This window comes from Hymenobacter actinosclerus (genome assembly GCF_900111515.1).
GTDB classification, from domain to species: Bacteria; Bacteroidota; Bacteroidia; order Cytophagales; family Hymenobacteraceae; genus Hymenobacter; species Hymenobacter actinosclerus.
In genome coordinates this window covers 152,144-177,367 of record NZ_FOHS01000005.1, presented here as the reverse complement: position 1 = coordinate 177,367, position 25,224 = coordinate 152,144, and the positions used below count along the sequence as shown (strand labels likewise).

The following is a 25,224-nucleotide window of genomic DNA, read 5'->3' as shown; positions in this document are numbered from 1 at the left end:
CGCTTACATGCCCCGATTTCGCCCGCTGCCGCTACTTATACTGTTGCTGGCACTCGTGCTTCCCCTGCTCGTGTCGGCCCAGACTGCTACCGGGCCGGCCGCGGCCAACAAGCGCCTGTTCGACCGCACCGTCGACGAACTCAACTTCCGGACCATGGAAACGGTGTACGACAAGTCGTTCACCCGCGCCAAGTACCCGGTAAGCCTCCGCTCGACTAAAGCGCGGGCCGAGTTTGACACTTATTTCGGCCGCGAAGACCTGAAGAAGCTGTTCCGCAACTACAACGGGGTTTCGGAGCGGTTCAAGGGCCATTTTGGCAAGGGGCGCACCGATTTGCTGGAGTTTGAAAAGCAGCTCAACAGCCTGCTGGTCGACCGCAACTTCGAGTTCTTTATCCGGGTGCTGCCGCGCGACGAGCGGGTGACGCTGGTGCGCAACCTGCAACGGGTTATCAAGCAGAGCGCGGCCCAGTTCAACGCCTCCCAGGATGCCACCCCCGACGAAGTAGCCGCCGACGGGGCCGCCGTGCCCCCCGCCGCCGATGGCGTGGCCCCCGCCTCGCTGAACCGGCCCGCCGCCGTAGCCGAAGACCCCCAGCCCCAGCCCGAAGCCGACCTGGCTTCCGCTCCCGCCTATACCGGCCCCCGCCCCCTCGACGTGCCCGCCCGCCACGACTGGCTCGATTACCTGAGCCTGATGCTGCTCGTTGGCTCGTTCCTGCTGCTGCTCTACCTGGTGCTCAGCGTAGTACCCGCCCTCCAGCAGCGCCTCGACGCGGTGTTGCCGCCCGATGCCGATGGCGCCGACGACCCCGAACCCCTCCCCCAGCACCCCCGCCGGGCCGCCCGCCCCCTGCCCGAAGACCGGTACGAGGAGGAGAGTTAATTATGAATTTTAAATTATGAATTTTGAATTAGCCGTTCATTCGCTACACTATTTTGAAACAGCTGAATAATTCATTTTTCCCAATTCATAATTAAAAATTCGACATTCATAATTCAAAAAAATGATTCTTTCCGACCAGCAGATTCTTGCCGAAATAGAGCGAGGTACCATCGTGATTGAGCCCTACGAGCGCAGCTGCCTCGGCACCAACTCCTACGACGTGCATTTGGGCCGCTACCTGGCCACCTACCGCGACGCCGTACTCGACGCCCGCAAGCACAACGAAATCGACGTGTTCGAAATCCCCCCGGAAGGATTCGTGTTGCAGCCCGGCACGCTGTACCTGGGCGTAACCGAGGAGTACACCGAAACCCACGCCCACGTGCCGTTTCTGGAGGGCAAGAGCAGCGTCGGCCGCCTCGGCATCGACATTCACGCCACCGCCGGCAAGGGCGATATCGGCTTCTGCAATACCTGGACGCTGGAAATCAGCGTGTCGATGCCCGTGCGCGTTTACCACAACATGCCCGTGGGCCAGCTCATCTACTTCACGGTGGAAGGCGACGTGGAGAACCTCTATAACCGCAAGCCCAACGCTAAGTACAACCAGCGCACGGTGAAGCCCGTGGAGTCGATGATGTGGAAGAACGCCTTTTAAAGCAAATTTCGAGTTCATGAACAGGATGTAGAGACGCAACCTCTGGCGTCTCGTCGTTGAACAGCTCAGTAGCACAACGTCAGCAACGACGAGACGCCAGAGGTTGCGTCTCTACATCCTGTATAGCAACCTGAAAATTGCTCTAGAGCCTGTTATGGTCTAGTAGCGTAATTTGGGGTATGGCACAGCAAAGCGGATACCCCAGCGACGTATCGGATGCGGAATGGGCGTTTGTAGCGCCCTATCTGGCTTGGTGCGGGAAGATGCGCCGCAACGAGAATATGCGCTACGCGACGTGTTCAATGCCCTGCGCTACCTGGTCAAAACCGGTTGCGGCTGGCGCTATCTCCCCCACGACTTGCCGCCCTGGCCCGCGGTCTACCAGCAATGGGCCCGCTGGCGGGACAACCGCTGTTTTGAGCATATGATGGCCGATTTGCGCGAGCTCGCCCGCGTGCTGGCCGGACGCGAAGCCGAGCCCACCGCGGTGATTCTGGACTCGCGCACGGTGCAGAGCACACCCGAAAGCGAGGCGCGTGCCGGCTACGACGGAGCCAAGCGGCGGAAGGGTAGCAAGGTACACGTGGCCGTCGACACGCTGGGCCACCTGCTGGCCGCCGTCGTCACGCCGGCCAACGAATCCGACCGCGGGCAGGTGGATGCGCTCTGTGAGCGGGTGCAGCAGGTCACAGGCCAAAAGGTACCGGTGGCCTATGTAGACCAGGGCTATACGGGCGAAGACGCCGCGTATGCCGCTGCCGTGCACGAGATTGACTTACAGGTTATTGCCAAGCCCGAAGGCCAGACGGGATTTGTGCTGCTGCCCCGCCGCGGGGTCGTCGAACGCAGCTTCGGCTGGGCAGCCCGCTTCCGCCGTCTGGCCCGCGACTACGAACGCCTGGCCCTAACCATGCAGCAATTCCACTTCCTAGCCTTTGCTACACTCTTGCTGGCAAAAGGCGTTTTCCGCGCCACCAGTCCATAACAGCCTCTAGACCACCTCACAACTTGCCCGTCATCAACACTGGTGAGTGGCTTGCTTAGCATAGTTTCGAGAATTGGTACCCCTAATTAGGGAGTTGGTGTAATAATGTTTAGGGAATAGTGGCGTTTAGTTATGTTTGTTCAAGTAAAAAGCATTCACACTTTCAATTCTTCCAACAACAGCTGATGAAAAACGCAAACACTACCGTCAAGTTTAAGCTCACCAAAAAGATTGTTACTCGGTTCACGAAAGGTGCCCATGGCTCAGCCACCGCCCCCACTTCTGTCGCTACCGTCTCGCAGCTGCTTACTACTATGTAAACATCTGCGCTAAGCCGAGAGCTTAGGGCTGCCCGTTCTGATTCAATTGAGCATGGAGCCCCCACACTGCGGCTGAGCGTTACACTTTTATTGCGCTTTTTGACAATGCAATGAATGCTGGGGTGGTCCAGTAAAAACGGACAGTGCGCTAAGATAGGTTGAGATTCAAGTTGCATTCAAATTGCTGGGGCAAGCGGTAGCCGAGGGCGGAGTGGCGGCGGTCTAAATTGAAGTAGGTGTCGAGGTAGTGGGTAACCTCCAGGCGGGCCTCTTCAAGATTGGCAAAGACGGTTCCGTGGGGCAGTAGCTCGGTTTTGAGCGTGCTCCAGCCAGCTTCCGCCTGGGCGTTATCGTACGGGTTACCCGGTCGGCTGAAGCTGGACAGGGCGCCGGCCTGGTCGATGCGGGCCCGGCAAGCGGCACTGGTGTACTGGCTGCCGCGGTCGGCGTGGATAATCAGGCCCGGCGCGGGCCGCTAGCAGCGTCAGGGCTTGCTCCAACGCCTGCAGGACGAGGTCGGTGGGCATCTGCGCGGCCAGACTCCAGCCCACGATCCGGCGCGAACAGGTGTCGCGCCAGGTGGCCAGATAGCACCAGCGCCCGCCCACCAGGGGCAAATAGGTAATGTCGCCGACCCAGACTTGGTCAGGGGCAGTAGGGGCTGGCTGGCCGAGCAGCCGGTTTTCAGCCACGACGGCGGCCGGGTCGGCCACCGTCGTGCGGGGGCGCTGTGGCCGGGTGCTCAGCGCCCGCAGCCCATTGCGCTGCAGCCAGGAGCGGAGTGCGTAGCGACCCACGGCATGGCCTTCGGCGCGTAATTCGACCCGCAACCGGCGGGTGCCGTAGCGGCGGGCATGGCGCGTAAAAGCGGCTTGTGCAGCCGGCTGCCACGCGGCGGCTGGCCGGTCCGGGCGCTTGCGCCACTGATAATAACCGGCGGAACTGACGGCCAACAAGCGGCAGAGCAACTTCACGGGCCAGGGCTCGGTGCAAGCCTTAATGAACTGGTAGCGGCTCATGACTGAGGCGGCTGGGAGAGCCTGCGTCTAAGGCAGGCAACGGGTCACGACTTTTTTTAACATATCGCGCTCCATTTCCACGCGCCGCAATTCGGCGCGTAGCCGCCTGATTTCGTCGCGCTCGGCGCTGCTGGGCACGGCAGCTTTTAGGGCCTCGCGCTGCCAGCGGCCGAGCAAGGCCGGCGAAATGCCTTGGGCGCGGGCCATGTCCATCTGTCGGGCACGGGCCGCTACTTGGCGTACGCACTCGGCTTTGAAAGCGGGCATATATTTCTTGCGCGTGGCGGGTAAACCGCCAGCATTCAGTTTCTCGGTCATGGGCAGGAGAAGGTAAGACTTCTCACTGTCCGTTTTAGCTAGACCACCTCAACTTCCATGCTTTCTGATTGCAATTTCTTTCTGCTGCGCACTCCCGCCCTACCCTATCAAACGATTGCGGAACTCACTCCGGACGGCCTGCGCGAAATATGCCGCAGTCCCTACGTTCAGGAAGCTTTGTTTGTTGCCTCTCCCGACCTTTTTGAGGTCTTCAGGCAGTGGTACGACGGCACCTTGACCAACCCGAAGGACCGAGATCGGGTAGAGCTGACGGTGACCAAGTATGTCCTGCGCATGAGCTACCGCAGCACCCCCTTCGGTCTGTTTGCCGGGGTGTCGCGCGGGGAGTTGGGTACGTGCACCACGTTGCGGCTAGCAGCTCCCGAGCAATACGCTAAGCACGTCCGGCTCGATATGGACTACCTCTGCGCCTTGGCGCTTTCGCTGGCGCGCGACCCAGATATACGAAGTCACCTAATGTACTTTCCCAACAGTACGATATACCGGGCCGGCGACAGCCTGCGCCTGGTAGAGTACCGGGTCCATAACAAAGTCAGGACGCACCATCTGGTCAGCCTCGGGCGCACGACATATCTGGAACAGGCCATTCTGGCGGCTACGCAAGGTGCTACCATTGCCGAAATAGCCAATACCCTAGTTGATGCTGACGTCACGCTAGCGGAGGCTGAAGCCTACGTCTACGAGTTGCTGGACAGTCAGGTGCTGGTCAGCCGGCTGGAGCCCAGCATCACGGGGCCCGGCTATCTGGAAATGATTATTGCGGAGCTGACCCCGCTGCCTGCCTGCACGGCCTTGGTCGGACACCTGACGACGCTGACGCAAAGCCTTGGGGAACTGAGCGCCGCCAACAGTACCCAGGCATTGCCCCTCTACAACGACATTGCCCGGCAACTGCGGCAACTGGGCGTGTCGTTCGAATTGGGGCAGCTGTTTCAGGTAGATCTGCGCAAGCCCACCATACTTCAGCAACTCAATGCCAGCATAGTGGACGATGTGCGCAAAGCCACTGACCTGCTTAGCCGCCTCAATCGTCACGACGAAAGTCCGACCCTAATTGCGTTCAAAGATGCGTTCCGCACTCGGTATGAAGAGGCCGAAGTGCCGCTGGTGCAGGTGCTGGACAGTGAACTGGGCATTGGATACCCCATCAACAGCACCTCGGTGTCGGATAGCGCGCCTCTACTGAACGGCCTAGTCGCGGCGGCAGCGGCCGAGCCCGACCGCACCTATCGTTGGACGGCTTGGCGGCAGCGGCTGCTGGAGGCCTATGTGGAAACGCGCCGCACCAACGCGGCCGAACTGACGCTGACGGAGGAAATGCTGGCTCCGTTCCTGCAACAGGCGGCTCCGCCGCTGCCCGCCTCCTGCTACGCCATGATTTCGCTGCTGGCGGATTCTGCGCAGGATCTGGACGATGGCAACTACCAGGTGGTGTTCGGCGGTACGGATGGGCCATCGGCCGCGCGTCTAATCGGGCGGTTCAGCTACCTAGACGACCAGCTGACAGAGCAGTTGCAAGAGTGCCTACGGCGGGAGGCGGCCGCATATCCGGAAGCCATCCTGGCGGAAGTGGTACACATTAACCAGTCGCGCATGGGCAACGTGGTCATCCGGCCGCAGCTGCGATCCTACGAAATTCCGATCATGGTGCAGGCCGGCGTCGCGGCTGAGCATTGCATTCTGCTTGATGACCTGCTGATTTCGCTACGCGGTAATACGGTGGTGTTGCGCTCTAAACGACTGCAGCGAGAGGTAATTCCGCGGCTGAGTACGGCACACAACTATGGCTTCAACACCCTGCCCGCCTATCGTCTTCTCTGCGACCTGCAACAACAGGACCAGATGCTCAACTGCCGCTGGGACTGGGGTCTGCTCCAGGATGCGGACTTCCTGCCGCGCGTGGTCATCGGCAAGGTAATTCTAGCTCGGGCCCGCTGGCTGCTCCATGCGGTTGACCTGAAAGCCTTGGCCACGGCACCCGATGACCTCGCCTTCATGAAGGAGCTGCGGGCCCGGCGCAACCTGCCACGCTGGGTTACTTACCGGGAAGGCGACAATGAACTACCCTTCGATCTGAATAACCCGCTGGCATTACGCCTGCTGAAGTCGGTACTGCGCAACAGCAGCAGTGCCGTGTTAGAAGAGCGCCTGCTGCCCGCCGCCACCAGCGTGGTAACCGACGGTAGCAGCAGTTTTCTGCACGAGCTGATTATTCCGCTGCACAACTCCAGCTTCGCAGCCGCGCCGCCACCGCTACCACCGCCCCTTGTCCAGAACATACCCCGCCAGTTCGCTGTGGGCTCGGAGTGGCTGTACCTTAAGCTATACTGCGGCGTAAAGACAGCTGACCGGGTTGTGGTGGAGTACCTGGCCCCGCTGGCCGCAGAGCTGCGGGCGGCCGGTATCATTGAGCAGTGGTTTTTCATCCGCTATGCCGATCCGGACCACCACGTCCGGGTGCGGTTTCGGGGCCAGGGCGCATTTTACGGCGTTGTGCTGGAGCGACTGCACCAGGTGCTGGAGCCGTTGCGCCACGCCGCGGTGCTGACAGATTATTATACTGCTACCTACACCCGGGAGCTAGAACGCTATGGCTGGGAAAACATCGAGGACAGCGAGTTTATCTTCTGGCAGGACAGCGAGGCGGTAGCAGGCATCCTGGCTTTGTTGGACGAGGGCGAAGCCGGTGACGAAATCCGCTGGCAGATTGGGCTGCGTGGGGTGGATACTTTCCTATCGGACGTTGGCCTGACGTTGCCGGAGCGCAAAAACCTGATGGCGGACCTGCAAAGCCTCTTTAAGGACGAGTTTGGGGCGCACGCCGCCGCCGCGCGCAAATCCTTGGGCTACCGCTACCGGCAGGAAAAAGCGAAAGTGCACGATGCTTTGAGCCCGGTAGCGGGGCCGGAAGACGAGCTGTTCCCGGTCATCCAGATCCTGGAAGCCCGGAGCCGGGCCTGGGAGGCACCACTGGCGCGCATCCGGGAGCGGCACCAAAGAGGCCAGCTGGCCGTTGGCTTTCAGTCGCTACTGGCCTCTTACGTGCATATGTTTTTGAACCGCTTGCTCCGCTCGCACCAGCGCCAGCAGGAGATGGTGCTCTACGATTTCCTGTTCCAGGCTTATTCCTCGCGGCTCGCACAGCAGCGCACGGCTGCTCCCGCCCTGGCCTTGAACTGAAGCCCTTCCAGGAGGCCCGCCATTGAGCTGGGCCTCCTGGACGCCCGCAGATGCCCCGGGCGGTTCGATACCTTATTTCCACGTTTTCAGAGGCCTTTCGCCTATATGCAGTTAGACAGTCAGAATCGCGCCCTAATCGAACAGAACTTAGCGCTAATCGCGGCGCTGCTTCAGCGCAGCCCTGAGCAGCATCTGCCCACGCTCATCCAGGGCAACGCGGGTATTAGTTTATTTTTTGCCTACTTGGCGCATTATCAGCCCGGGGAGGCACCGCTGGAAGCCTGCGTAGCGCACCTAGAGCAGGCTATTGCCAGGGTCAGCACCACCGATCAGACTCCGTTTCTGGCTACAGGCTTCACGGGCCTGAGCTGGCTGGTGGCCCACCTAATAGGGCAAGGTATTTTGGAGCCCGAAACCACCGAGCTGCTCGACGACATCCGGCCCCTAGTCGTGAAATCGGTCACCGATGGCCCTATGAGCACGTCTTACGACCTGCTGTACGGCTACATCGGGGCCTCCTTGTTTCTCGCCGAAACCCCCGATGCGGACTGCGCCGCAACGCAGCAGAAACTACTGCGCCGGGTAGCGCGGGCGGCTGTGCAGGTACCGGGAGGTGTAGCGTGGATCAGCTCGTCGGATGCAACCGATCCGAGCTTTAACCTGGGCCTGGCGCACGGCGTACCGGGCATTGTGGTGTGGCTGTTGCAGCTGCACCGGCAGGGCCACGCGCCCGGGCAGTGCGAGCAGCTTATTGAACAGGCTATTTCTTTCGTGCTGGCCCAGGGAAAAGTCGCCGGGCTATCAGTGTTTCCCACCAGCGTAGGTGGGGAGAAACCGTTGCTGGAAAGCCGCCTGGCGTGGTGTCATGGCGACATCGGCATCGCGCTGATGCTGGTGTTGGCCGGTCGCCAGTTGGACCGGCCCGCTTGGCGGGACAAAGGTGTGGCCGTAGCTCGCCGAGCCGCCACCCGCGACCTGGCGCAGGCCGGGGTGCACCTGACAGACACCGCACCGGACCTGGGTATTTGCCACGGTATCAGCGGTATCGCGTTGCTGTTTCTGCGGCTCTACCAACTGACCGGAGACCCGGTGTTGGGCGAACGGGCGCGGTACTGGCTGGGCCTCACGCTGGCCCACCTGCCTGCCCAGCTGGCTGCGCTGAGTGAGAATTTCTTTATTCAAGAATTCGACGGGCAGAGCCCGGAGCTAGAGCAGCGCTACGGGCTACTGGAAGGTATTGCCGGCATTGGGCTGGTGCTGCTGGCCTTCGCCAATCCTAGACAGGTGGAGTGGGCGCGCCTGCTGCTGCTGGCCGCGTAATTCCGAAGAGCTACCACATGAGAAAGTTTCCGATCTACCTTCAGCTGGACCAGATGGACTGTGGGCCGTCGTGCTTGCGCATGATTGCCCGGCATTATGGTAAAAGTTACAGCCTGCAGCGGCTGCGGGATGCCAGCGGTCTGAGCCGGGAGGGCGTTTCGTTGCTGGGTATAAGCCAGGCGGCCGAAACAATAGGCTTTCACACCCGCGGCGTCCGCATTTCCTATGAGCAACTCACCGAAGCCATCCCGCTGCCGTGCATCATCCACTGGAAGCAAGAGCATTTCGTCGTAGTTCACCACATCGGCAAGGGCCAGATATCCGTGGCCGACCCCATGAGCGGGCTGGTCATCTATTCCCAGCAGGAGTTTTGCGAGGCCTGGGCCGACACCACCAATCCGCAAGAGGCCACGGGTATTGCGCTGCTTCTGGAGCCCGGCGCCGATTTTACGGCTGAAGACGAGGCCGCCGGTGAGCAGTACGGCTTTCGCCGGCTCTACGCGCACCTGGTTCCCTACAAGCGCCTGGTAGTCCAGCTGTTCGTAGGGCTAATAGCCGGCAGCCTGATTCAGCTGCTGCTACCGTTTTTGACCCAGTCGATTGTGGACGTGGGCATCAACGGGCAGAATCTAAACTTCATCTACCTGGTTCTCATCGCTCAGGTGGCCTTGTTCGTGGGGCGCACCACCATTGATGTGATTCGCGGCTGGATTCTGCTGCACATCGCTGTCCGGATTAACGTCTCCATCCTGACGGACTTCCTAATCAAACTCATGCGGCTGCCGTTGTCCTTCTTCGATGTGAAGCTCTTTGGCGACATCATGCAGCGCATGAATGACCAGCGGCGCATCGAGAGCTTCCTGACGGGCACGTCGCTGGACGTAGTTTTCTCGGCCTTCAATTTGCTAGTGTTTGGGGCCGTGCTGTTTTATTTCAATACGGCTATTCTTCTTGTTTTTCTGGGCGGGAGCCTGCTGTACACGCTGTGGATAGTGTTCTTTATGCGTGGGCGGCGCAAGCTGGATTTCAAGCGCTTCGAGTTGCAATCCAAGGAGCACAGTGCGCTAGTGGAACTGATCAGCGGCATGCAGGAAATTAAGCTGGCCAACGCCGAAACCCAGAAACGCTGGCACTGGGAGGCTTTGCGGGCCCGGCTGTTCAAACTTAATACCCAGTCCCTGTCGCTGAACCAAGCGCAGCAGACCGGCGCGCACTTTATCAACGAAGGAAAAAACATCCTAACGACGTTTCTGGCCGCCAAGGCCGTCATATCCGGGGAAATGACGCTCGGCACAATGCTATCGGTGCAGTATATCATCGGGCAGCTCAACGGCCCTATTGAGCAGCTCATTACATTTCTGCAAACCTTCCAGGAGGCTAAAATTAGTCTAGAACGGCTCAGCGAAATCCACGAAATACCCGACGAGGAAGCCCGCGAGCAGACCGCCCTGGCCCCACATTACGAGCAGCAAGACATCGTGGTCCGGAACATGTGCTTCCGATACGGGGGCTCCGACGCGAGCCTCACGTTAAAGGATATTAGCTTAGACATCCCCTTGGGCAAAACTACGGCCATCGTGGGGATGAGCGGTAGTGGCAAGACCACGCTGCTCAAGCTGCTGCTCAAGTTCTATGCGCCTACAGAAGGAGAAATATTATTGGGTAATATAAATTTAAAAGAAATTAGTCATCAGTTCTGGCGGGAAAACTGCGGGGTGGTCGGACAGGACGGCTTTATCTTCTCGGATACTATTGCCAATAATATTGCGTTGGGTAAAGAGGCTGTTGACGTCGTGCGTTTACGCAACGCGGTAAAAGTGTCCAATATTGAAAGCTTTATCGAGTCATTGCCACTAGGTTATAATACTAAAATAGGCACCGAAGGTAATGGAATAAGCCAGGGACAAAAGCAGCGCATATTAATTGCGCGAGCCGTGTATAAAGATCCGGCATATATCTTCTTTGATGAAGCTACTAATGCGCTTGATGCCAATAATGAAACTAAAATTATGAATAATTTGGAACAATTCTTTGTGGGCCGCACGGTAGTGGTAGTGGCGCATCGGCTAAGCACCGTCAAGAACGCGGATAAAATTATTGTATTGGAACATGGTCGAATCGTGGAGCAGGGTAGCCACCACGAACTGGTTTTTCAAGAAGGACGCTATTATCAGCTGATCAAAAATCAGCTGGAATTGGGAGCTTGAGTTGTTTGTTTGTCAGTGTTTCGAGTAGTTGTTATGCCAGTTATTGGTTCAGGTGGGCCGGCGGCCTCGGAGGCGGCCGCGCCTGCGTTGGCGGTGCGCAGTGATGAGTTGCAGGATGTCATTGAGAAAGTGCCCAGCTGGATTACCCGATGGGGCATTGGGATAATCTTAGCCTTGCTGCTGCTCGTCCTGTGGGGGAGTTACGCTCTGAAATACCCCGATATAGTGGTGGTGCCCCTGCGGCTTACCACTCAGAATTCGCCCAAGTCTGTGAACAGCCGGGTGGAGGGCAAGCTAGTGAAACTGTTGGTGACCAACCGTCAGCCCGTAGTCCGGGGCGCACGGCTGGCTTACCTAGAAAGCACGGGCAACCACGAGCAGGTACAACACCTCGACGCTTGGCTTGGAAAATTGGACCGGGCCGCGCAAACGCAATCCCCAGCAGCTATTAGACAAGAATTGGCGCAGCAAGCCATCGATTACCAGAACTTAGGTGAGCTGCAAGCCGATTTCCAAATTTTCGACCAGGCACGGCTGCAGTACCAAGCTTTCGCTGCGGGTGAGTATTATCAGCAGAAGCAGGCTCTCCTGCGACAGGATCTGCTAAACCTGACCAAGCAACACGCCACGCTGCAAGACCAGCAGCGACTCTACGAGCAGGATGTTACGCTTGCCCGGCAGGAACTGGCGGCCCAGCAGCAACTATTTGCGCAGCAGGTAATTGCCCCATTAGATTTCAAGCAGCAACAGAGTCGCTTTTTGAACCGTCAACTGCCGCTTAAGCAGTTGGAAACGAGTTTAATCAGCAGTCGCAAAGAGCAGTCGGCCAAGCGAAGCGAGCTGCTGGATCTTCAGCACCTGACCGCGCAGCAACACAGTATTTTCACGCAGGCGTTGCGCAGTATGCGCAGCGCCACTGCGAGTTGGCAGCAAAAATACGTCCTAACAGCTCCGGTAGCAGGCGTGGTCTTTTTCGCTTCATTTCTGCAGGAAAGACAGCTAATTACGGGTGGGCAGGAATTGTTTTTCGTGGTTCCCCAGTCGCAGCGGGAGTTTTGTGAAGTGCAGATTCCGCAGTATAATCTGGGAAAAGTAAGAACAGGGCAATTTGTAATAATTAAATTCAACAGTTATCCTTTTCAAGAATTTGGTGTCGTGCGTGGCCAAGTTGATTATATTTCCGATATTTCTTCAAAAGACGGGACGTTTTTGGCACGAATACTATTGCCAAAAGGGCTGATTACTACATATAATAAAAAAATAGCTATGCGGCCGGGCATGAAGGCAAAAGCCGAAATAATAACAGCTGATATGCGATTATTAGAAAAGTTATTATATAATTTTAGAAAATCTTCAGAACGTTAAATATCACACCTAATCAAGAATTTTGTGCATTCATGTATGAATTTATTGCTTGATTTAAAATGTTTCTGCTTGTAATTTAAACTTTTGAAATATTAGGTGTTGTCAAACAAATATAGCGGTTTCGTAAACGGTGTACCCATTGTTATGTAGAGACGCAACAGTTTGCGTCTCGTCGTTGAACGACAGCACTCGATGGTCAACATCAGCAATGATGAGACGCAAACTGTTGCGTCTCTACAGCAGGTACACTGTTCGCGAAACCGCTATAGGGTAAAACCTCCGACTCAGGCATACAACTGCCTGGATTTCCCGATTAGCGACCTGTGGGACAATATATTATCTGGTATGTGGCTGGAATGATAGTCTTAACGTTCGTTTTCGCTATCCTCTTTCGATTGAGTTGAGGTGCATGTAATATTATCGGGTTTTCGATGCTCTAACGCCGCTTCTGCACCTTATCATGAGTGGCAGGGCCATTTGGCCACAGAATCTGAGGTTTTACCCTATTTGTTTGACAACATCCAACATTTAATAGCTGTAAATAAAATGGAAATTCACTGTGTCTTGCGCAAAGTACGGGAGTATAAAGGTATTTCTCAGGAATGTATGGCATACCACCTAAATATTTCCCAGAATTGCTACCATAAGATAGAATCGGGAAAAGTATCCATGAAAGTAGAAACTCTACTGGCCGCGGCGGCGGTACTGGATACGCCCATTACCGATTTTTTTGCGCAAGTCCAATCTACGCACCTGCCGCAAGGCCTGACTAACATGCAGCTGGATGCCTTGAAAGGCGGACGTAGCTGGCACAACCTGTTGTTTTCACTGGTTCCCTGGTAGTCTGATTTGGCTCATTTGGGGGAGTAACTATTGGGTTTGCGCGGCTGGCGCCGCGTGTAGCCCGAAGCCCGTCATGCCCGGCTCACCTTTACCCGCGTGGTGGCCCGCCTGTTGGAGGATGACTACTTCGCAGCCGAACGCTTGCCCCAGCAATTTGAATCTCAACCTATCTTAGCGCACTGTCCGTTTTTACTGGACCACCCCAAGTAGCGGTGCTTTGGATAGAGAATAAAGCTGTTTGAAGGGTAAAAAGCGCGTTTATTTCTTAAGACTTGCGCAAATAGGCAGAGCCGAGCTTAAAGATACAGCTCCAGTTGTACAGAATTGTAATTTTTTTTCGCAGATATTCTTTTCTACTGACACTTACTGGATTTTGTCACGGCACTGGCCTACATCTCCAAAGCGGGCCGACTTGATGCACCGCTCGTCTAGGGAAAAGGAGTAGGTGAACCCGCCTTTGGCGGCGGCCATCTGCTGCTGGTCCAGGCTGGCCAGGGTTTGCTTGCTGAGCGTGAGCTTGGTGGTTACTTTTTTTATGGGGGGGGATAAGCTGCGGCTACCAGTGCGGGCTCGGCCGCCCGTACCTCGTCCGAAGTGGGGGCAAAGTAGAAGCTTTGCGAAAGCTTCGACAATAGCCTGGCGCTATTCTGATTTATCTTTATAAAACGCTATCCTCGAATATTGCTGATTGAAAACCAGGTAGTTTCCGCGAATTGCAATGCGCCCTGCCGGCAGTTGCCGACAGGACGCATTGCAGAATTTCAGCAATTGTGTTAGAGCCGTTCTTCTACCATGTCCTCACATGCCGCCCGATTACCGGCGGTCAACCGCATGGATAACCTGCAATTGCCACCCATGGAGATGGCGTAGGTGAACCCGCCTTTGGCGGCGGCCATCTGCTGCTGGTCCAGGCTGGCCAGGGTTTGCTTGTTGAGCGTGAGCTTGGTGGTTACTTTTTTCATGGGGGGGTAAGCTGCGGCTACCAGTGCGGGCTCGGCCGCCCGTACCTCGTCCGAAGTGGGGGCAAAGTAGAAGCTTTGCGAAAGCTTCGACAATAGCTTGGCGCTATAATCTGATTTGCCTTTAGTAAAACTGAGGTGGTCTAGTTGAGCGAGACAGAATTGGGTGGTATTTTCCGCCTATGGAAAAGCCCGATAAACGCCGTAAGTATGACGCGGCCTTCCGCACGGAAGCCCTGCGGGTGGTAGCCGAAAGCCGCTCGACTCCAGCTGCCGCTCGTGCCTTGAATCTCGACCCCAAGCTACTCTACAAGTGGCAGAAAGAAGCCCTGACGCCCGTGGCGGCCGCTCGCGGGGCCGATTTAGACCCGGCTACGGCCGCCGAGTTGCGTCAGCTGCGGGCCTTGTCCCGGCGGCAGGCGCAGGAGCTGGAAATTTTAAAAAAAGCCATCGCCAGTTGCCTGCTTTAAGCACAGGCTCTCACAGACACCGGACCAATGAGCCGTTATCGTTTCATCGAGGCGCAGCGGGAGCAGTACGCCGTGCGGCTGCTCTGCCAGCTAGTGCAGGTGCCGGCTAGCGGTTACTACGCGTGGCAACAGGTTCAGCAACAGGCCATCCCTAAGACGGAGCCGGCGTGGGAAACGGCGCTGGTCAAGGTCTTCGGAGTCCATAAGCGCTGCTATGGCACGCGTCGCCTCCAGGTCGCGCTGCGCAACAAGGGACACCGGGTGGGACGTCAGCGCCTGCGGGCGGCCATGCGCCGCCGGGGCCTGCACGCGCTGCAGCCGAAGGCGTTTACGCCGCGCACCACCGATTCCACCCACGGGCTGCGCTGCGCCCCGAACCGGCTGCTCGACCAGCCGAAGCCCACCCAGGCCAACCGGGTATGGGTCAGTGACATCACGTATCTACCCTTGGCTAATGGCGACTGGGCCTATCTGTGCGCCTTTCAGGACATGGCCAGCAAGCAGGTGGTAGGCTGGCAGGTCGGGGCGACGATGCCCGAAGCGTTGGTGACCAGTGCCTTACAGCGCGCGTTTTGGGCGCAGCTGCCCACGCCAGGCCTGCTCGTGCACTCGGACCGGGGTGGGCAGTATTGCGGCAATGTCTATCGGCAATTGCTGCACGATCACCACGCGGTGCGCTCACAGAGCCGACGCGGCGACTGCTACGACAATGCCCAAGCCGAGAGTCTGTGGTCGCGCCTCAAAACGGAGGTATTGGAAGTCCGCGAGCGGCCCGTTTTTGCGAACCTAGCCGATGCGCAACGCAGCGTCGCCGACTATTTTGACTATTATAATCACGAGCGACTGCATTCCAGCATCGACTATCAGACGCCGTATCACGCTCATCAACAGCTTCTTCAACTTAATGCCCTAAACTGTCCAGCGTAATCGGACCACCTCAGTGATTAAGGCACGCTGAATCAGCATAGGCGTCGTATGGAAAAAAAATAGGGGAGGAGGAGAAAGTTTACTGCGGCTGATTAAGCCGCAGTAAACTCCTAGGGCAGATGACAGGCCACCTGCCGCGGCAGTCCATGGTTTAGGGCCTGCACCTCATACTCGTCGACGCTGATAAGGAGGGTGAGCCCCAGCTGCTCGACCAGATTTCCGACTCGGCCTAACTGCTGGAATAACCTATTGCTGTAGTTGATATCCTTGGTAGGCGAGAAGTCGCAGACCTGTATGTAAAACGCCTGCTCCAACAAGTCGCTGACGAGGCATATAGAGTAGCCGTACTTCGGAAAGATCTAGCAAAGCCTCTGGGCAGGCGCGTTACTCTTTAGGCATCATCTAAAATGGAAGGCAACTCTTTTCTGATTCCTGAAAAAGCTTTGGGTTTACCGGCTGGCATGAAGCTGGTTTGGGAACCGCTTCATGCCAGCCGGTAAAGGACGAGTTGCCAGAAATAAGCCAAGTTTCAAAACGCCCTTTATTGCCAAGGTTCGCCAATAGTTAGGTAGCGACAACCACAACAAAGGTGTGGCGTGTAGCAATTATTGAGATGTACGGTAAGCCTTGCTCGTAGCTGCGTAGCCAAGGTAGGCTCGTCGATGTCCAATGTTAAAGCAGCTTACCGGTTCACATTATTCTTCAGCCCCATCACCTGCAGCAGGTGCTCACGCTCAATATTGACCAAGCGCGGTAAAAAGTCCACAAGTTGATAATTAGTCTTTGTGTCAGAATAATTATTTGTTAAACGCACCATAAGCTCAGATCCAAAATGAGCATTCCAACTCCAAAATCAGCTATTTAAGGACGGTCAATGAAACCACCTTGTCAAGTTTATGCTAGTATAAACTTGGCAAGGTGGTTTCATTAGATGTAGCAACCAGTCGCGGGTCGCGGTTTCGGCGGACGGTGCACCAGTACGAATCCGTGTTGGATTCCCAGCTTTTTGCCCAGGTACGCCACGGTCAGATTTTAGTAGAAGTAAACGCCTTTGCCCATCCGCACCCCAGCCAGTGGCTGCCCGTGCAGTCCTACGTTGGCCAGTTTCTGGAGGCCAGCGGCGAGCATGCGCTGGTGGCCGAACACCGCTTGGCGCCTTTTGAAGTGCAGGTGCTCAGCCTGGAACGCACGCTAACCGAAAAAATATTGGCCTTGGTGCGCGCGGGGTATCAGCCGGATCCAGTGCCAGAGTTACGGGCCAAGATTCGCCACATATACGATTTGTACCACCTGCTCGAGCGGGATTCGCTGCAAGGCTTTTTTGATGGGACCGACTTCGACGCGTTGGTGAAAGACGTGCAGGCCGATGACGCCCGCAACAGCGAGTTTCAGGGGGCCTGGGCCGAAAAACCCCTTGCAGAGTCAGCGCTGTTTACCAGGCCTACACAGCTCTGGCCCGAATTGCAGACAACGTACCGCACGGACTTTCGGGCCATGGTCTACGGAACAATGCCGCCAGAAGCTGCCGTACTCACCATGCTAGAACGGGTTAGCCAAAGGCTACAGGCATTGTAGGTATATAATTGAGGCTTGTATACGTAATCAGAGTCGATCTCTGCGTCCTGGCTAGTGATGGTTTGCGCGAGCGGTAATTCAGCCAGCCACCGTCCTAGTGCGGTTTCGTGAACGGTGTGTCCAGTATGTAGCGATAAGACGCATATTTGCGTCTTATCGCTCACGCCGTTGGTGCGGTACCGTTCAACGATGAGACGCAAATATGCGTCTCTACATCGGGCTGGGTACATCGTTCGCGAAACCGCTATAGTGCGGCAAGTACATACTATCGCCCACTAAGATCTTTTTGAGGCTTGGAGGGATCAATTCACTCCAAGAGCGATTAGTCGCCACCCACGCGTGACCAGGTCTGAGTTGGTGATCTGAGTGGAGGAGCGAGCGGCTGACTTGAACGCAGCTTCAAGGTTCATCTTAGTACCGATAATAGTTAATTGTCGGTACTAAGGTTAAGGAAGAATGGCGTTGTAATCTTATGCAGAGGTTATAAAAAGAACATAGTCTGGACGGGACGTCAGGGGGCTTAATGGGGCCTAATGGGGCTTAGCGAATATGCCCTGATGCGCGGAAAACGGACTTTGCGCTCGCTAGGCCCCGCGGGCCTAAGCGGCCCTGGGCACCGGCGTGCCACCTTTTTTTGTCACCTTCCAGGCGGTTTTGCGGAAGGTCTCGACCAGCTGCTGCTGCACCACATCCAAGTAGCCCCTGAAGCTGGCCTCGGTCTGGTGGCCGGTGACCTGCATCACCTGGGCACGTGGCACGCTCTGGCTAATCTTGAGTATAACAAAGGTTTTGAAGCCCACCTTGCTCGTGAGCTTGAAGCGGGTAAAGCCAGCCAGATGCTGGACGTGGGGCAGGTAGTCGTTTACTTCCTCGCGTTTGGGGTTCCAGTGCTTGGGGTCGCACTTTTCCCCGCAGAACCTGCGCAGGCGCAGGCCGTCCCAGCAAAAGGTCAGCTGGATAGGAGCAAGGACTTTTTTGGTTAGCTTGTCGAAGCGGAGCTGGCGGTTTACTTCCTTAGGAGGGCAAAGTAAAAATGAAGTAGTGTAAGTATGTATGTACGCTTATTCATTTAGATTGCAGCCCTTTCTGATGGGAGTAATTGATTCTCACTCAGCGACCACCTGTCTTCTACCACTTTACTTTATGAATACGCCATTTTCTGCAGGCCCCCAAACTTTGGGCTACCTGTACCAAGCTCAGCACGCACTTTACGCCTTGCTGGAGGAAGAACGCCCAGAAGCGACGGTAGTAATTGAGGGCTTGGATGACGTGTCGCTGGATGGAGCTGCTTATGTGGAACTGCAGCAGCTCAAGCACCATGTGAAGAGTCAGGCCACGCTAACCGACGCCAGCCCGGAACTGTGGAAGACAATTCGGGTCTGGAGCACCCTGCTGAAAGCTCGGCAATGGAAAGCATCGGAAGTAAAACTTCGGCTTATCACGACTGCCACTGCTTCGGATGGAACAGTCGGAGCACTGCTACGAGAAAAGGAAGGGCGTGATACCGATGAGGCCCGTCGGCTTTTGATAGCCACTGCTGCCACCTCCACCAACGAAACGCTGGAGAAATCTTTCATTGCTTTTAAGGCATTAACTCCTTTTGAGCAGAAGCTATTGGTGGAAGCCATCATCGTGGCTGATGCGGCACCCAATATCCAAGACCTAGTCCCCAAAATTAAGAAGAAGCTGTTCTTTGGGCCGCCTGTTGATAAGGTGGACCAGATTTACAATATGCTTCAGGGCTGGTGGTTCGATAAGGTGGCGGCCCATTTGCTGGGTAAATCTTCGCAGTCAATATCGCAGATTGAGCTGCGATTGAAACTGGAAGAAATAACGAGCCAGTTTCAGCGCGATAGTTTGCCGATTGAGTTCGCGGACAAATCACCGGACGAAGGCTACTTCACGGCGCAGAAAACGAAGAACTTCTGGCGTCAGATGGAGATGCTGAATATCCGAACTAGTCGAATGCGGTTCGCGGTAGTCGACTACTATCGGGCATTCGAACAGCGTACGAAGTGGGCCAAGAATACGCTGCTAGTTGATGACGAACTGGACCGGTACGAAGGACGCTTGCAAGAGCAGTGGGAGCGTTACGTCGAAGAACTGCTGGATGATACCGAGTATTCGGGCAAAATGGATGAGGCCCCGGTCTGCGTGAAGTTTGGCCAGCAGGTATTCAAATGGATGGGAAGCGTTAAAATGCCTATTCGGGAGCGGATGCCGGCTAACCACGAATATGTGGCGCAGGGCAGCTTTCATATACTAGCCGACAAACCCCGGCCGCCGGTCTATTGGCACCCAAATTTTCTCGAAGAGTTGGATAAGGCCCTGGCCGTAACTGCTCAATAAGGCCCATCCTATGCTACCCTGGAATCAGCGGCCGGTTGAAGTTGCCAACTTATTCAATCCTGCTTTCTGTGGCCTGCTGCTACGGCAAGCAGTGGGCGGCTATAAGCAGGCCAGTGAGCGCGGCATGGACTATGCCATGGCCTTTGTGGTGCTGCCGGTGGTGTTGCACAAGGATACACGGGATAAACTACCAGGCCTCTCGACCAAGCTCCATGTATGGATGCACCGCAACCACCAGGTGCGCATCGGCTTTGCTGAACGCATGCAGAATATGGTGCAAATCACGAAAGAGGCGCTGCTTTTCGCACTGCAGCATGGGGTACTGGCCTTAAATGGGGAGGGCGCGCTGATACCTGGACCACAGGAACTAGGCAATTATCCGGTGCCTAAGGCATCGGAAGCAGCCAAGTGTGCGAAACAAGCTGAATTTGTGGGGCGCTGGTTTGCCGATGCCGGCAGCCCAGCCACCTTCCTCTCCACCTGGGGCATCAAGCTAAACTAATCAATACCCGCTGCTTTCCTTCCTTTCCAATGCAGGTCAAATCCATTATTCTCTACAACTACGACGGCGACACGCGCACGCTGCCCTTTAAGCTGGGCGCGGTCAACATCATTACCGGGCAGTCGAGAACGGGCAAATCGTCCGTTATCAATATCCTGGACTACTGCATGGGGCGGCCGACGTTTACGATTTTCGAAGGCGTAAACCGTGATGTCGTGGCCTGGTATGCCGTGCTGCTGCAGGTAGGCGATACGCAGGTGTTTCTGGCAAAACCCGCCCCGGCGGGTCAGGCAGCTTCCCAGACGCGGGGCTACATTGAAACGGCGACGGAAATCACGGTGCCTACGCTGGCGCAGCTGCAGCCCAACACGAACGACGAAGGCATCACGTCGGCCTTGTCCAGCCTGCTGGGCATTGCGCCCAACCAGACGCTGGGGCCGGCGGGCATCAACCTCGACTCGTTCCAGGCCACCATGCAGCACGCCAAGTATTACCTGTTCCAGAACCAGAGCCTGGTGGCCAATGCCAAGCAGTTGTTCTGGCGTCAGGACGAGGAAGGCATTCCCCGGCATATCCGCGAAACGCTGCCTTATTTCCTGGGGGCGATTCTGGATGACCGCCAGGCAAAGCTGGCCGAGTTGGATAAGCTGCAGCGGGGCCTGAAACGGCTGCAAAGCAAGAGCCGGGAGGCCGATGCGTTGTTTGGCAAGCAGGCCGAAAACGGTCGGACGCTGCTGGCCGAAGCGCAGGCGGCGGGCCTCCTCGAGGCAATCGTGCCGGATACACAGGTGATTGCGGAATTGCAGCGGCTGGTGACCTGGGAGCCTGGCCAGGGAGTGGCCATCAACAATAGCCCACTGGAGCAGGCCCGCACCCAATTGCGCGAGGTGCAGCGCGACTTTCGGGACAAGCAGCGTGAAATTGAGGAAGCCGAGGAATACTTGAGCAAAGAGGAGGGGTTCTCCTCGGCCGTGACCGACCACTCGGACCGGCTGCGCGCCGTGCACGCGTTTGGAACGGAAGCGGAGCACGCCCACAAATGCCCCGTGTGTGACAGCACGCTACAGGAAGTGCCGCCTTCTGTAGCGGCCCTGACGGCTTCGCTCAGCCGCATGCAGGCCGATTTGACTGATGTGAAGCGGGAGCGCCCCCAACTGGAGCAATACCTGAGCGGGCTGCGGGCGCAGCTGGAGGATATCCGGCAAAACATGTCCACCTCGTCGCAACTCGTGGCCACACTGAGCACGGAGCGGGAAAACGGCCAGCGCCTGCGCGACCTGGAACTGCGTGCCGCCCGGGTAGTGGGCAAAATTGAAATGCACCTGAGCAACACCGAGCTGGTGGAAGACCAGGCGGATTTGCGCGAGCGCATCGAGGCGGGCAAAAAATACATCAAAGATTTTCTGGAGAGCCTGAGCAGCGACGAGGTGGACGACATCGTCGATTCGAGCCTGAGCGTCATTGCCGAGGACATGACCGAATGGGCCAGCGACCTGGCCATGGAGCACGCTGGCTACCCACACCGGCTGGACCGCCGCAAGCTCACGGTGGTGGCCGACCGCGACCGCATCATCACAATGGAACGCATGGGCAGCGGCGAGAACTGGCTGGGCTGCCACCTGATTTGCCTGCTGGCCATGCACAAGTTCTTCATCGAGCGCGACCGGCCAGTGCCCCACTTCCTGGTGCTCGACCAGCCCTCGCAGGTGTATTTCCCGCAAATCGATGGCGTTTCCCGCGCCTACCAGCAGCTGGATGGCACCGTGCAGGACTTGGAAGCTGTAGGCGGCGACGTGCTGGCCGTGCGGCGCATGTTCGTGCTGCTCTTTAAGGTGGTGACGCTGATGAGCCCCAAGCTGCAGGTTATCGTGACGGAGCACGCTAACCTTGATACGCCGGAGTTTCAGCGGGCACTAGTGGAAGCGCCCTGGACTAATGGGCGGGCGCTTATTCCACAGAATTGGTTGACGACAAAAGTGAAATAATATATAGTTTATTCATTCACCACACATAACCTTTTTAAATGTTGAAGCACAAATTTGAAACATGGCTTGAAAAGCAAACCGTCAGCAGAAATGTTGAGCCACTATTCAGCGAATCAATTAAGTGTTATAAAGCTGAGGCTTACCGAGCCTCTCTGCTTTTTTCTTACTTAGCATTTATGAATATTTTGAAGGAACGGATTATTGGGGCACATAGGCCTGCTGTTTATGAACAGGGGAAATGGGACTTTATGTTAGGGCTTTTGCGCAATGATGAAAAGTGGGAAGAAGCGCTTTTAAATGCGACGCAAGCGATGGAAGCATTTGGGCCAGAGGACCCAGTTACAAAGGTGAAGCCGAAAACAAGAGATGCAATTTTTGCAATTAAGCCTACCATACGTCAACAGATTATGTATTGGAAGGACCGGCGTAACGATTGTGCACATGCAAAGGATAATATTATAAATAACTACCACGTAGAAACGTTCTGGGCTTTTTTAGAAAGTAATCTTTCTAAAATAACTGTTCAAGGTGGAATGCGGTCGTTGCTGAATAAGCTGAAGACACATTATGACCCTACTTTCACTCCACCCAATCAAGATGTAACTCCATTAGTGGCAGAGATTCCTTCTTCTGTTGAACCTGCTGAACGAGACGAATTCTGGAGAGTTGCCTTTAGTATCATTCAAACAGAATCTCCTTTTTTTGGAGAAGAAAATGTGTTGATAAATAAGGTGTTAGCGTTACAAGATGCTGGAACAACCAATTCGTTGGCAGAGTTTTTAAAGCAAAGTGGTAGCAAGAGACTTTTGCTCAGTTACTTGTCTGAAAATCCGTCATTTATTGCACTATTAGATTATACTCCTGCAGAAATTCGAAGTTTTTGGAATACAACGCTTAGCCGAGCAGAGAAGCCGCTAGCAATTTATGCTTCCATGTTGGCGAACGCTCTGATTCCAAAAGATGAGATAGATAGTGCCAACCGAGTAGTCTTCGGAATCGCTCGGGAATACACTGATGATGTTCAGCAGCACGTTATACTAGAAGCTAACGGCTTCGGAAAGATTATCGAAGAAGGGGTCTTTACAAGTAATAGCATAGTTAAATACCTTTGGACTAATGAACGGGCAGATTTAATTCGAGGATTCATCGAACACTATCCACTAACTGATGTAGTAGTAAAGAAATTAAGTTCGATATATAATAGTGGAACTTATTCCTATTGGCTGCGTGAACGCCTTGAAGACCTGTTTAAACGCAAAGATGCTAAAAAACAAGAGTTTAAAGCCCTTGTGGCAGCAGGGGGGTATACCCTTCCGTCTCATCTTCCAAGTTTAGCATAAGCTTTACTCCAATAAAAAAGCCCCTGCCGATTCTGCAGGGACTTTTTTATTGAAGTAATGTTTATGCCGCGACTGGCGCTGCATCCTCATCACCTTCGACTCCTTCATCATCCTCGTCCTTCACGCCGAAGGAGGCCAGGTAGGTGCGTACTTTCTTCTCCCAGTTGTCATAATGGATGAAACGCTCCAAATGCAGCTTGTTCCCTCAACCCCGGGACCCCGGCCGTGAGGGCGGCCGCCTACGAGAACAACTTCGCGGGCACGGCCGGCACCACGCTGTAAGTCATCGACCACATGACCGATAAGCTCTATAAGAAGACCCCGCCCAACGACGGCACGCTGGTGGAAGTTGGCGCCCTGGGCGTCGACGCGGAAGCGCTGAACGGCTACGACATCGGCGGCACCAGCGACACTGGGTACGCGCTGCTGACCGTGGGGGGCCCCACCCAACTATACACCATCGACGACAAAACCGGGCGCGCCCGGCTGTCCAACGACTACCGCTTTGGCGGGGCAGTGTCAGGCTTCACCATTGGCCTGGGCTTCTAAGCTAACCAGACGCCGCAAACCAACGGCTGAAAAAAGCCCCGCGCCCTCGATTGAGGAACGCGGGGCTTTTAGTGTCAGACAAGGTTAGAAATCAAAGGCTGGCCGTTACTTGTGGAATAGTTGTGTAATTCACCGTGTGATCTAAAACCAAATCAGTCACCCAACCTTAGATACAAGTATTTGATTTACAATTATATAGAAATAATCTCTTCCCAATTGCTGGACCGGTCTGACATAGAGAATCAGGCGGTTTGAAGCTCGACAGTACTGGCGGCTGCCATGACCTGATCGGACGTTAAATTCTGCAGCGAGCTGTGCGGTCGGAAGCTGTTGTACTGCTGCCGCCACTGCTCGATTTTCTCCTGCGCATCGGCCAGCGATAAGAACCAGTGTACGTTCAGACACTCGTCCCGGAAGCTGCCGTTGAAGGATTCAATATACGGGTTATCAGTCGGTTTACCGGGCCGCGAGAAGTCCAGCGTGACCTGCTGCTCATACGCCCATTTGTCCAGCACTTTCCTGATAAACTCGCTGCCATTATCCACCTGGATGCGTGCTGGTACGACGCCCAGCATTTGCTGCAAGTGGCTCATGACGGCCACCACGTCGTCTCCTTTCAGCGACTGCCCAACGTGAATGGCCAGGCACTGGCGACTACAACTTATCGACTATCGTTAAGGCCCGGATTTTCCGGCCGTCGAAGAGCTGATCAGCCACGAAATCCATGCTCCAGCTCTGGTGCGGGCGCTGCAACTCGACCCGCTCCAGGCGGTGCGCCGCGGCCCGGCTGTGCTTGGGCCGCTTGCTGCGCAAGTGCAGCCCTTCCAGGCAGTAGAGGCGGTGAACGCGCTTGAGATTGTCGGGCCAGCCTTCCCGGCGTAGTAGCGTAAACAGGCACTGGCAGCCGTAGCGCACCCGGATCTGCGCCAGCTCCCGCAACCGGCGGCGCAGCACCGTGTCATCCCGCCCGTGCGGCCGGTAGTACCAGCTCGAGCGCTGCAGCTATACGAGCTGGCAGGCTCGGCGGGTCGAGATGCGATAGGCGTCGCGTAGGTGTTGAGCCGCGTGGCGACGCTGCACGTGCTTCAGAACTTTTTTTTGAGCACGTCCTGCAGCATTTGCTTGTCCAGGCTCAGGTCAGCCACCAACTGTTTGAGGTGCAGATTCTCCTCTTCCAACTGCTTCAACCGGCGCAACTCGGGCACGCCCAGCCCGCCGTATTTCTTCTTCCAGTTGTAGTAAGTAGCCTCGCTGATGCCCATCTTCCGGCAGACTTCCGCGACGGCTACGCCCGTGTCCGCCTGACGCAGAGCAAACACGATCTGGGCTTCGGTAAACTTCGTCTTTTTCATGGCGCATGTCTCTTGATTTAAGATACGACAAGGGCTTGATTTCTCTACTTTAGCATGGACCAGTTTCTTGGGAGGAAGTCATCATGTACAACTC

General features: G+C 55.9%; 22 protein-coding genes and 2 pseudogenes. 16 read left to right on the top strand and 8 right to left on the bottom strand.

The genetic code is table 11. From position 1 onward, the window contains the following. Positions 1 to 7 precede the first annotated feature (7 nt). The 3 genes and pseudogenes from BMY67_RS19420 (at position 8) to BMY67_RS16785 (ending at position 2,529) form a co-directional block, all read left to right on the top strand. Positions 8 to 886: a hypothetical protein gene (locus tag BMY67_RS19420; RefSeq protein ID WP_177189897.1), complete on the top strand. Its 879-nt coding sequence runs from the start codon at positions 8 to 10 to the stop codon at positions 884 to 886. A 121-nt stretch (positions 887 to 1,007) separates the two neighbouring features. Further along, positions 1,008 to 1,544 carry a dCTP deaminase gene (gene dcd, locus BMY67_RS16790; protein ID WP_092773815.1) on the top strand — a complete coding sequence of 179 codons (537 nt, stop codon included), beginning with the start codon at positions 1,008 to 1,010 and terminating at the stop codon, positions 1,542 to 1,544. A gap of 179 nt (positions 1,545 to 1,723) precedes the next feature. Next, a pseudogene (locus BMY67_RS16785) lies at positions 1,724 to 2,529 on the top strand (IS5 family transposase). 468 nt (positions 2,530 to 2,997) lie between these two features. Here the strand turns inward: BMY67_RS16785 and BMY67_RS19870 are convergent. From BMY67_RS19870 to BMY67_RS16770, 3 genes are read right to left on the bottom strand one after another with little or no spacing between them, the layout of a single operon-like run. Beyond that, positions 2,998 to 3,234: an integrase core domain-containing protein gene (locus BMY67_RS19870; RefSeq protein ID WP_394333378.1), complete on the bottom strand. Its 237-nt coding sequence runs from the start codon at positions 3,232 to 3,234 to the stop codon at positions 2,998 to 3,000. Beyond that, entirely contained in the window at positions 3,209 to 3,868 is a 660-nt protein-coding gene (locus tag BMY67_RS16775) for a DDE-type integrase/transposase/recombinase (RefSeq protein WP_092773813.1), read from the bottom strand. The genes BMY67_RS19870 and BMY67_RS16775 overlap by 26 nt, the downstream gene beginning before the upstream one ends. A gap of 27 nt (positions 3,869 to 3,895) precedes the next feature. Next, on the bottom strand, positions 3,896 to 4,186 hold the full coding sequence (locus BMY67_RS16770; protein ID WP_092773811.1) for a transposase: 291 nt from the start codon (positions 4,184 to 4,186) through the stop codon (positions 3,896 to 3,898). A gap of 57 nt (positions 4,187 to 4,243) precedes the next feature. Here BMY67_RS16770 and BMY67_RS16765 point away from each other — a divergent pair, with 57 nt between their 5' ends. From BMY67_RS16765 to BMY67_RS16745, 5 genes are all read left to right on the top strand, one after another. Continuing rightward, a complete protein-coding gene (locus tag BMY67_RS16765) occupies positions 4,244 to 7,387 on the top strand; it encodes a lantibiotic dehydratase (RefSeq protein ID WP_092773809.1) in 3,144 nt (1,047 codons plus the stop codon). A 105-nt stretch (positions 7,388 to 7,492) separates the two neighbouring features. Continuing rightward, on the top strand, positions 7,493 to 8,707 hold the full coding sequence (locus tag BMY67_RS16760) for a lanthionine synthetase C family protein (RefSeq protein ID WP_092773807.1): 1,215 nt from the start codon (positions 7,493 to 7,495) through the stop codon (positions 8,705 to 8,707). Between the two features lie 17 nt (positions 8,708 to 8,724). Further along, complete coding sequence (locus BMY67_RS16755) at positions 8,725 to 10,914, top strand: peptidase domain-containing ABC transporter (RefSeq protein WP_092773805.1); 2,190 nt, start codon at positions 8,725 to 8,727, stop codon at positions 10,912 to 10,914. Between the two features lie 33 nt (positions 10,915 to 10,947). Then, positions 10,948 to 12,279, top strand: coding sequence for a beta-barrel domain-containing protein (locus BMY67_RS16750; RefSeq protein WP_092773803.1), 1,332 nt, complete (start codon positions 10,948 to 10,950; stop codon positions 12,277 to 12,279). 507 nt (positions 12,280 to 12,786) lie between these two features. Beyond that, on the top strand, positions 12,787 to 13,122 hold the full coding sequence (locus BMY67_RS16745) for a helix-turn-helix domain-containing protein (RefSeq protein ID WP_143069887.1): 336 nt from the start codon (positions 12,787 to 12,789) through the stop codon (positions 13,120 to 13,122). Between the two features lie 363 nt (positions 13,123 to 13,485). Here the strand turns inward: BMY67_RS16745 and BMY67_RS19865 are convergent, their stop codons facing one another. Together BMY67_RS19865 and BMY67_RS16740 are read right to left on the bottom strand one after the other, a co-directional pair. Next, entirely contained in the window at positions 13,486 to 13,659 is a 174-nt protein-coding gene (locus tag BMY67_RS19865) for a class I lanthipeptide (RefSeq protein WP_394333377.1), read from the bottom strand. A gap of 236 nt (positions 13,660 to 13,895) precedes the next feature. After that, on the bottom strand, positions 13,896 to 14,084 hold the full coding sequence (locus BMY67_RS16740; protein ID WP_143069886.1) for a class I lanthipeptide: 189 nt from the start codon (positions 14,082 to 14,084) through the stop codon (positions 13,896 to 13,898). A 179-nt stretch (positions 14,085 to 14,263) separates the two neighbouring features. On the opposite strand from BMY67_RS16740, the gene BMY67_RS16735 reads away from it, so the two are divergent. The 3 genes from BMY67_RS16735 (at position 14,264) to BMY67_RS16720 (ending at position 17,053) form a co-directional block, all read left to right on the top strand. Then, on the top strand, positions 14,264 to 14,551 hold the full coding sequence (locus BMY67_RS16735) for a transposase (RefSeq protein WP_092773797.1): 288 nt from the start codon (positions 14,264 to 14,266) through the stop codon (positions 14,549 to 14,551). 27 nt (positions 14,552 to 14,578) lie between these two features. Beyond that, complete coding sequence (locus BMY67_RS16730) at positions 14,579 to 15,478, top strand: IS3 family transposase (RefSeq protein WP_092773795.1); 900 nt, start codon at positions 14,579 to 14,581, stop codon at positions 15,476 to 15,478. A gap of 918 nt (positions 15,479 to 16,396) precedes the next feature. Next, positions 16,397 to 17,053 (top strand): nucleotidyl transferase AbiEii/AbiGii toxin family protein, encoded by a 657-nt coding sequence (locus BMY67_RS16720; RefSeq protein WP_092773791.1) that lies wholly within the window; start codon positions 16,397 to 16,399, stop codon positions 17,051 to 17,053. Positions 17,054 to 17,652: 599 nt separating this feature from the next. Here BMY67_RS16720 and BMY67_RS19415 read toward each other — a convergent pair. After that, complete coding sequence (locus BMY67_RS19415) at positions 17,653 to 17,853, bottom strand: hypothetical protein (RefSeq protein ID WP_092773789.1); 201 nt, start codon at positions 17,851 to 17,853, stop codon at positions 17,653 to 17,655. Positions 17,854 to 18,196: 343 nt separating this feature from the next. Here BMY67_RS19415 and BMY67_RS16710 point away from each other — a divergent pair, with 343 nt between their 5' ends. Genes BMY67_RS16710 through BMY67_RS19120 form a run of 4 tightly spaced genes read left to right on the top strand, consistent with a single transcriptional unit; the run spans position 18,197 to position 23,229 of the window. Further along, a complete protein-coding gene (locus tag BMY67_RS16710) occupies positions 18,197 to 19,402 on the top strand; it encodes an ABC-three component system protein (protein ID WP_143069885.1) in 1,206 nt (401 codons plus the stop codon). Between the two features lie 10 nt (positions 19,403 to 19,412). Beyond that, positions 19,413 to 19,904 (top strand): three component ABC system middle component, encoded by a 492-nt coding sequence (locus BMY67_RS16705; protein ID WP_092773785.1) that lies wholly within the window; start codon positions 19,413 to 19,415, stop codon positions 19,902 to 19,904. A gap of 29 nt (positions 19,905 to 19,933) precedes the next feature. Further along, complete coding sequence (locus BMY67_RS16700; RefSeq protein WP_092773783.1) at positions 19,934 to 21,889, top strand: DUF3732 domain-containing protein; 1,956 nt, start codon at positions 19,934 to 19,936, stop codon at positions 21,887 to 21,889. Positions 21,890 to 21,927: 38 nt separating this feature from the next. Then, on the top strand, positions 21,928 to 23,229 hold the full coding sequence (locus BMY67_RS19120; protein ID WP_143069884.1) for a hypothetical protein: 1,302 nt from the start codon (positions 21,928 to 21,930) through the stop codon (positions 23,227 to 23,229). A 61-nt stretch (positions 23,230 to 23,290) separates the two neighbouring features. Here BMY67_RS19120 and BMY67_RS19760 read toward each other — a convergent pair whose 3' ends face one another. Next, positions 23,291 to 23,419, bottom strand: a complete 129-nt coding sequence (locus tag BMY67_RS19760) for a hypothetical protein (RefSeq protein WP_262490365.1) — start codon at positions 23,417 to 23,419, stop codon at positions 23,291 to 23,293. Between the two features lie 104 nt (positions 23,420 to 23,523). On the opposite strand from BMY67_RS19760, the gene BMY67_RS16695 reads away from it, so the two are divergent. Further along, the gene (locus tag BMY67_RS16695) at positions 23,524 to 23,778 is read left to right on the top strand and encodes a DUF4394 domain-containing protein (RefSeq protein ID WP_092773781.1); all 255 of its coding nucleotides are present in this window, start codon (positions 23,524 to 23,526) and stop codon (positions 23,776 to 23,778) included. 242 nt (positions 23,779 to 24,020) lie between these two features. Here the strand turns inward: BMY67_RS16695 and BMY67_RS16690 are convergent. Further along, positions 24,021 to 25,130: pseudogene (locus BMY67_RS16690) on the bottom strand (IS3 family transposase). Positions 25,131 to 25,224 lie beyond the last annotated feature (94 nt).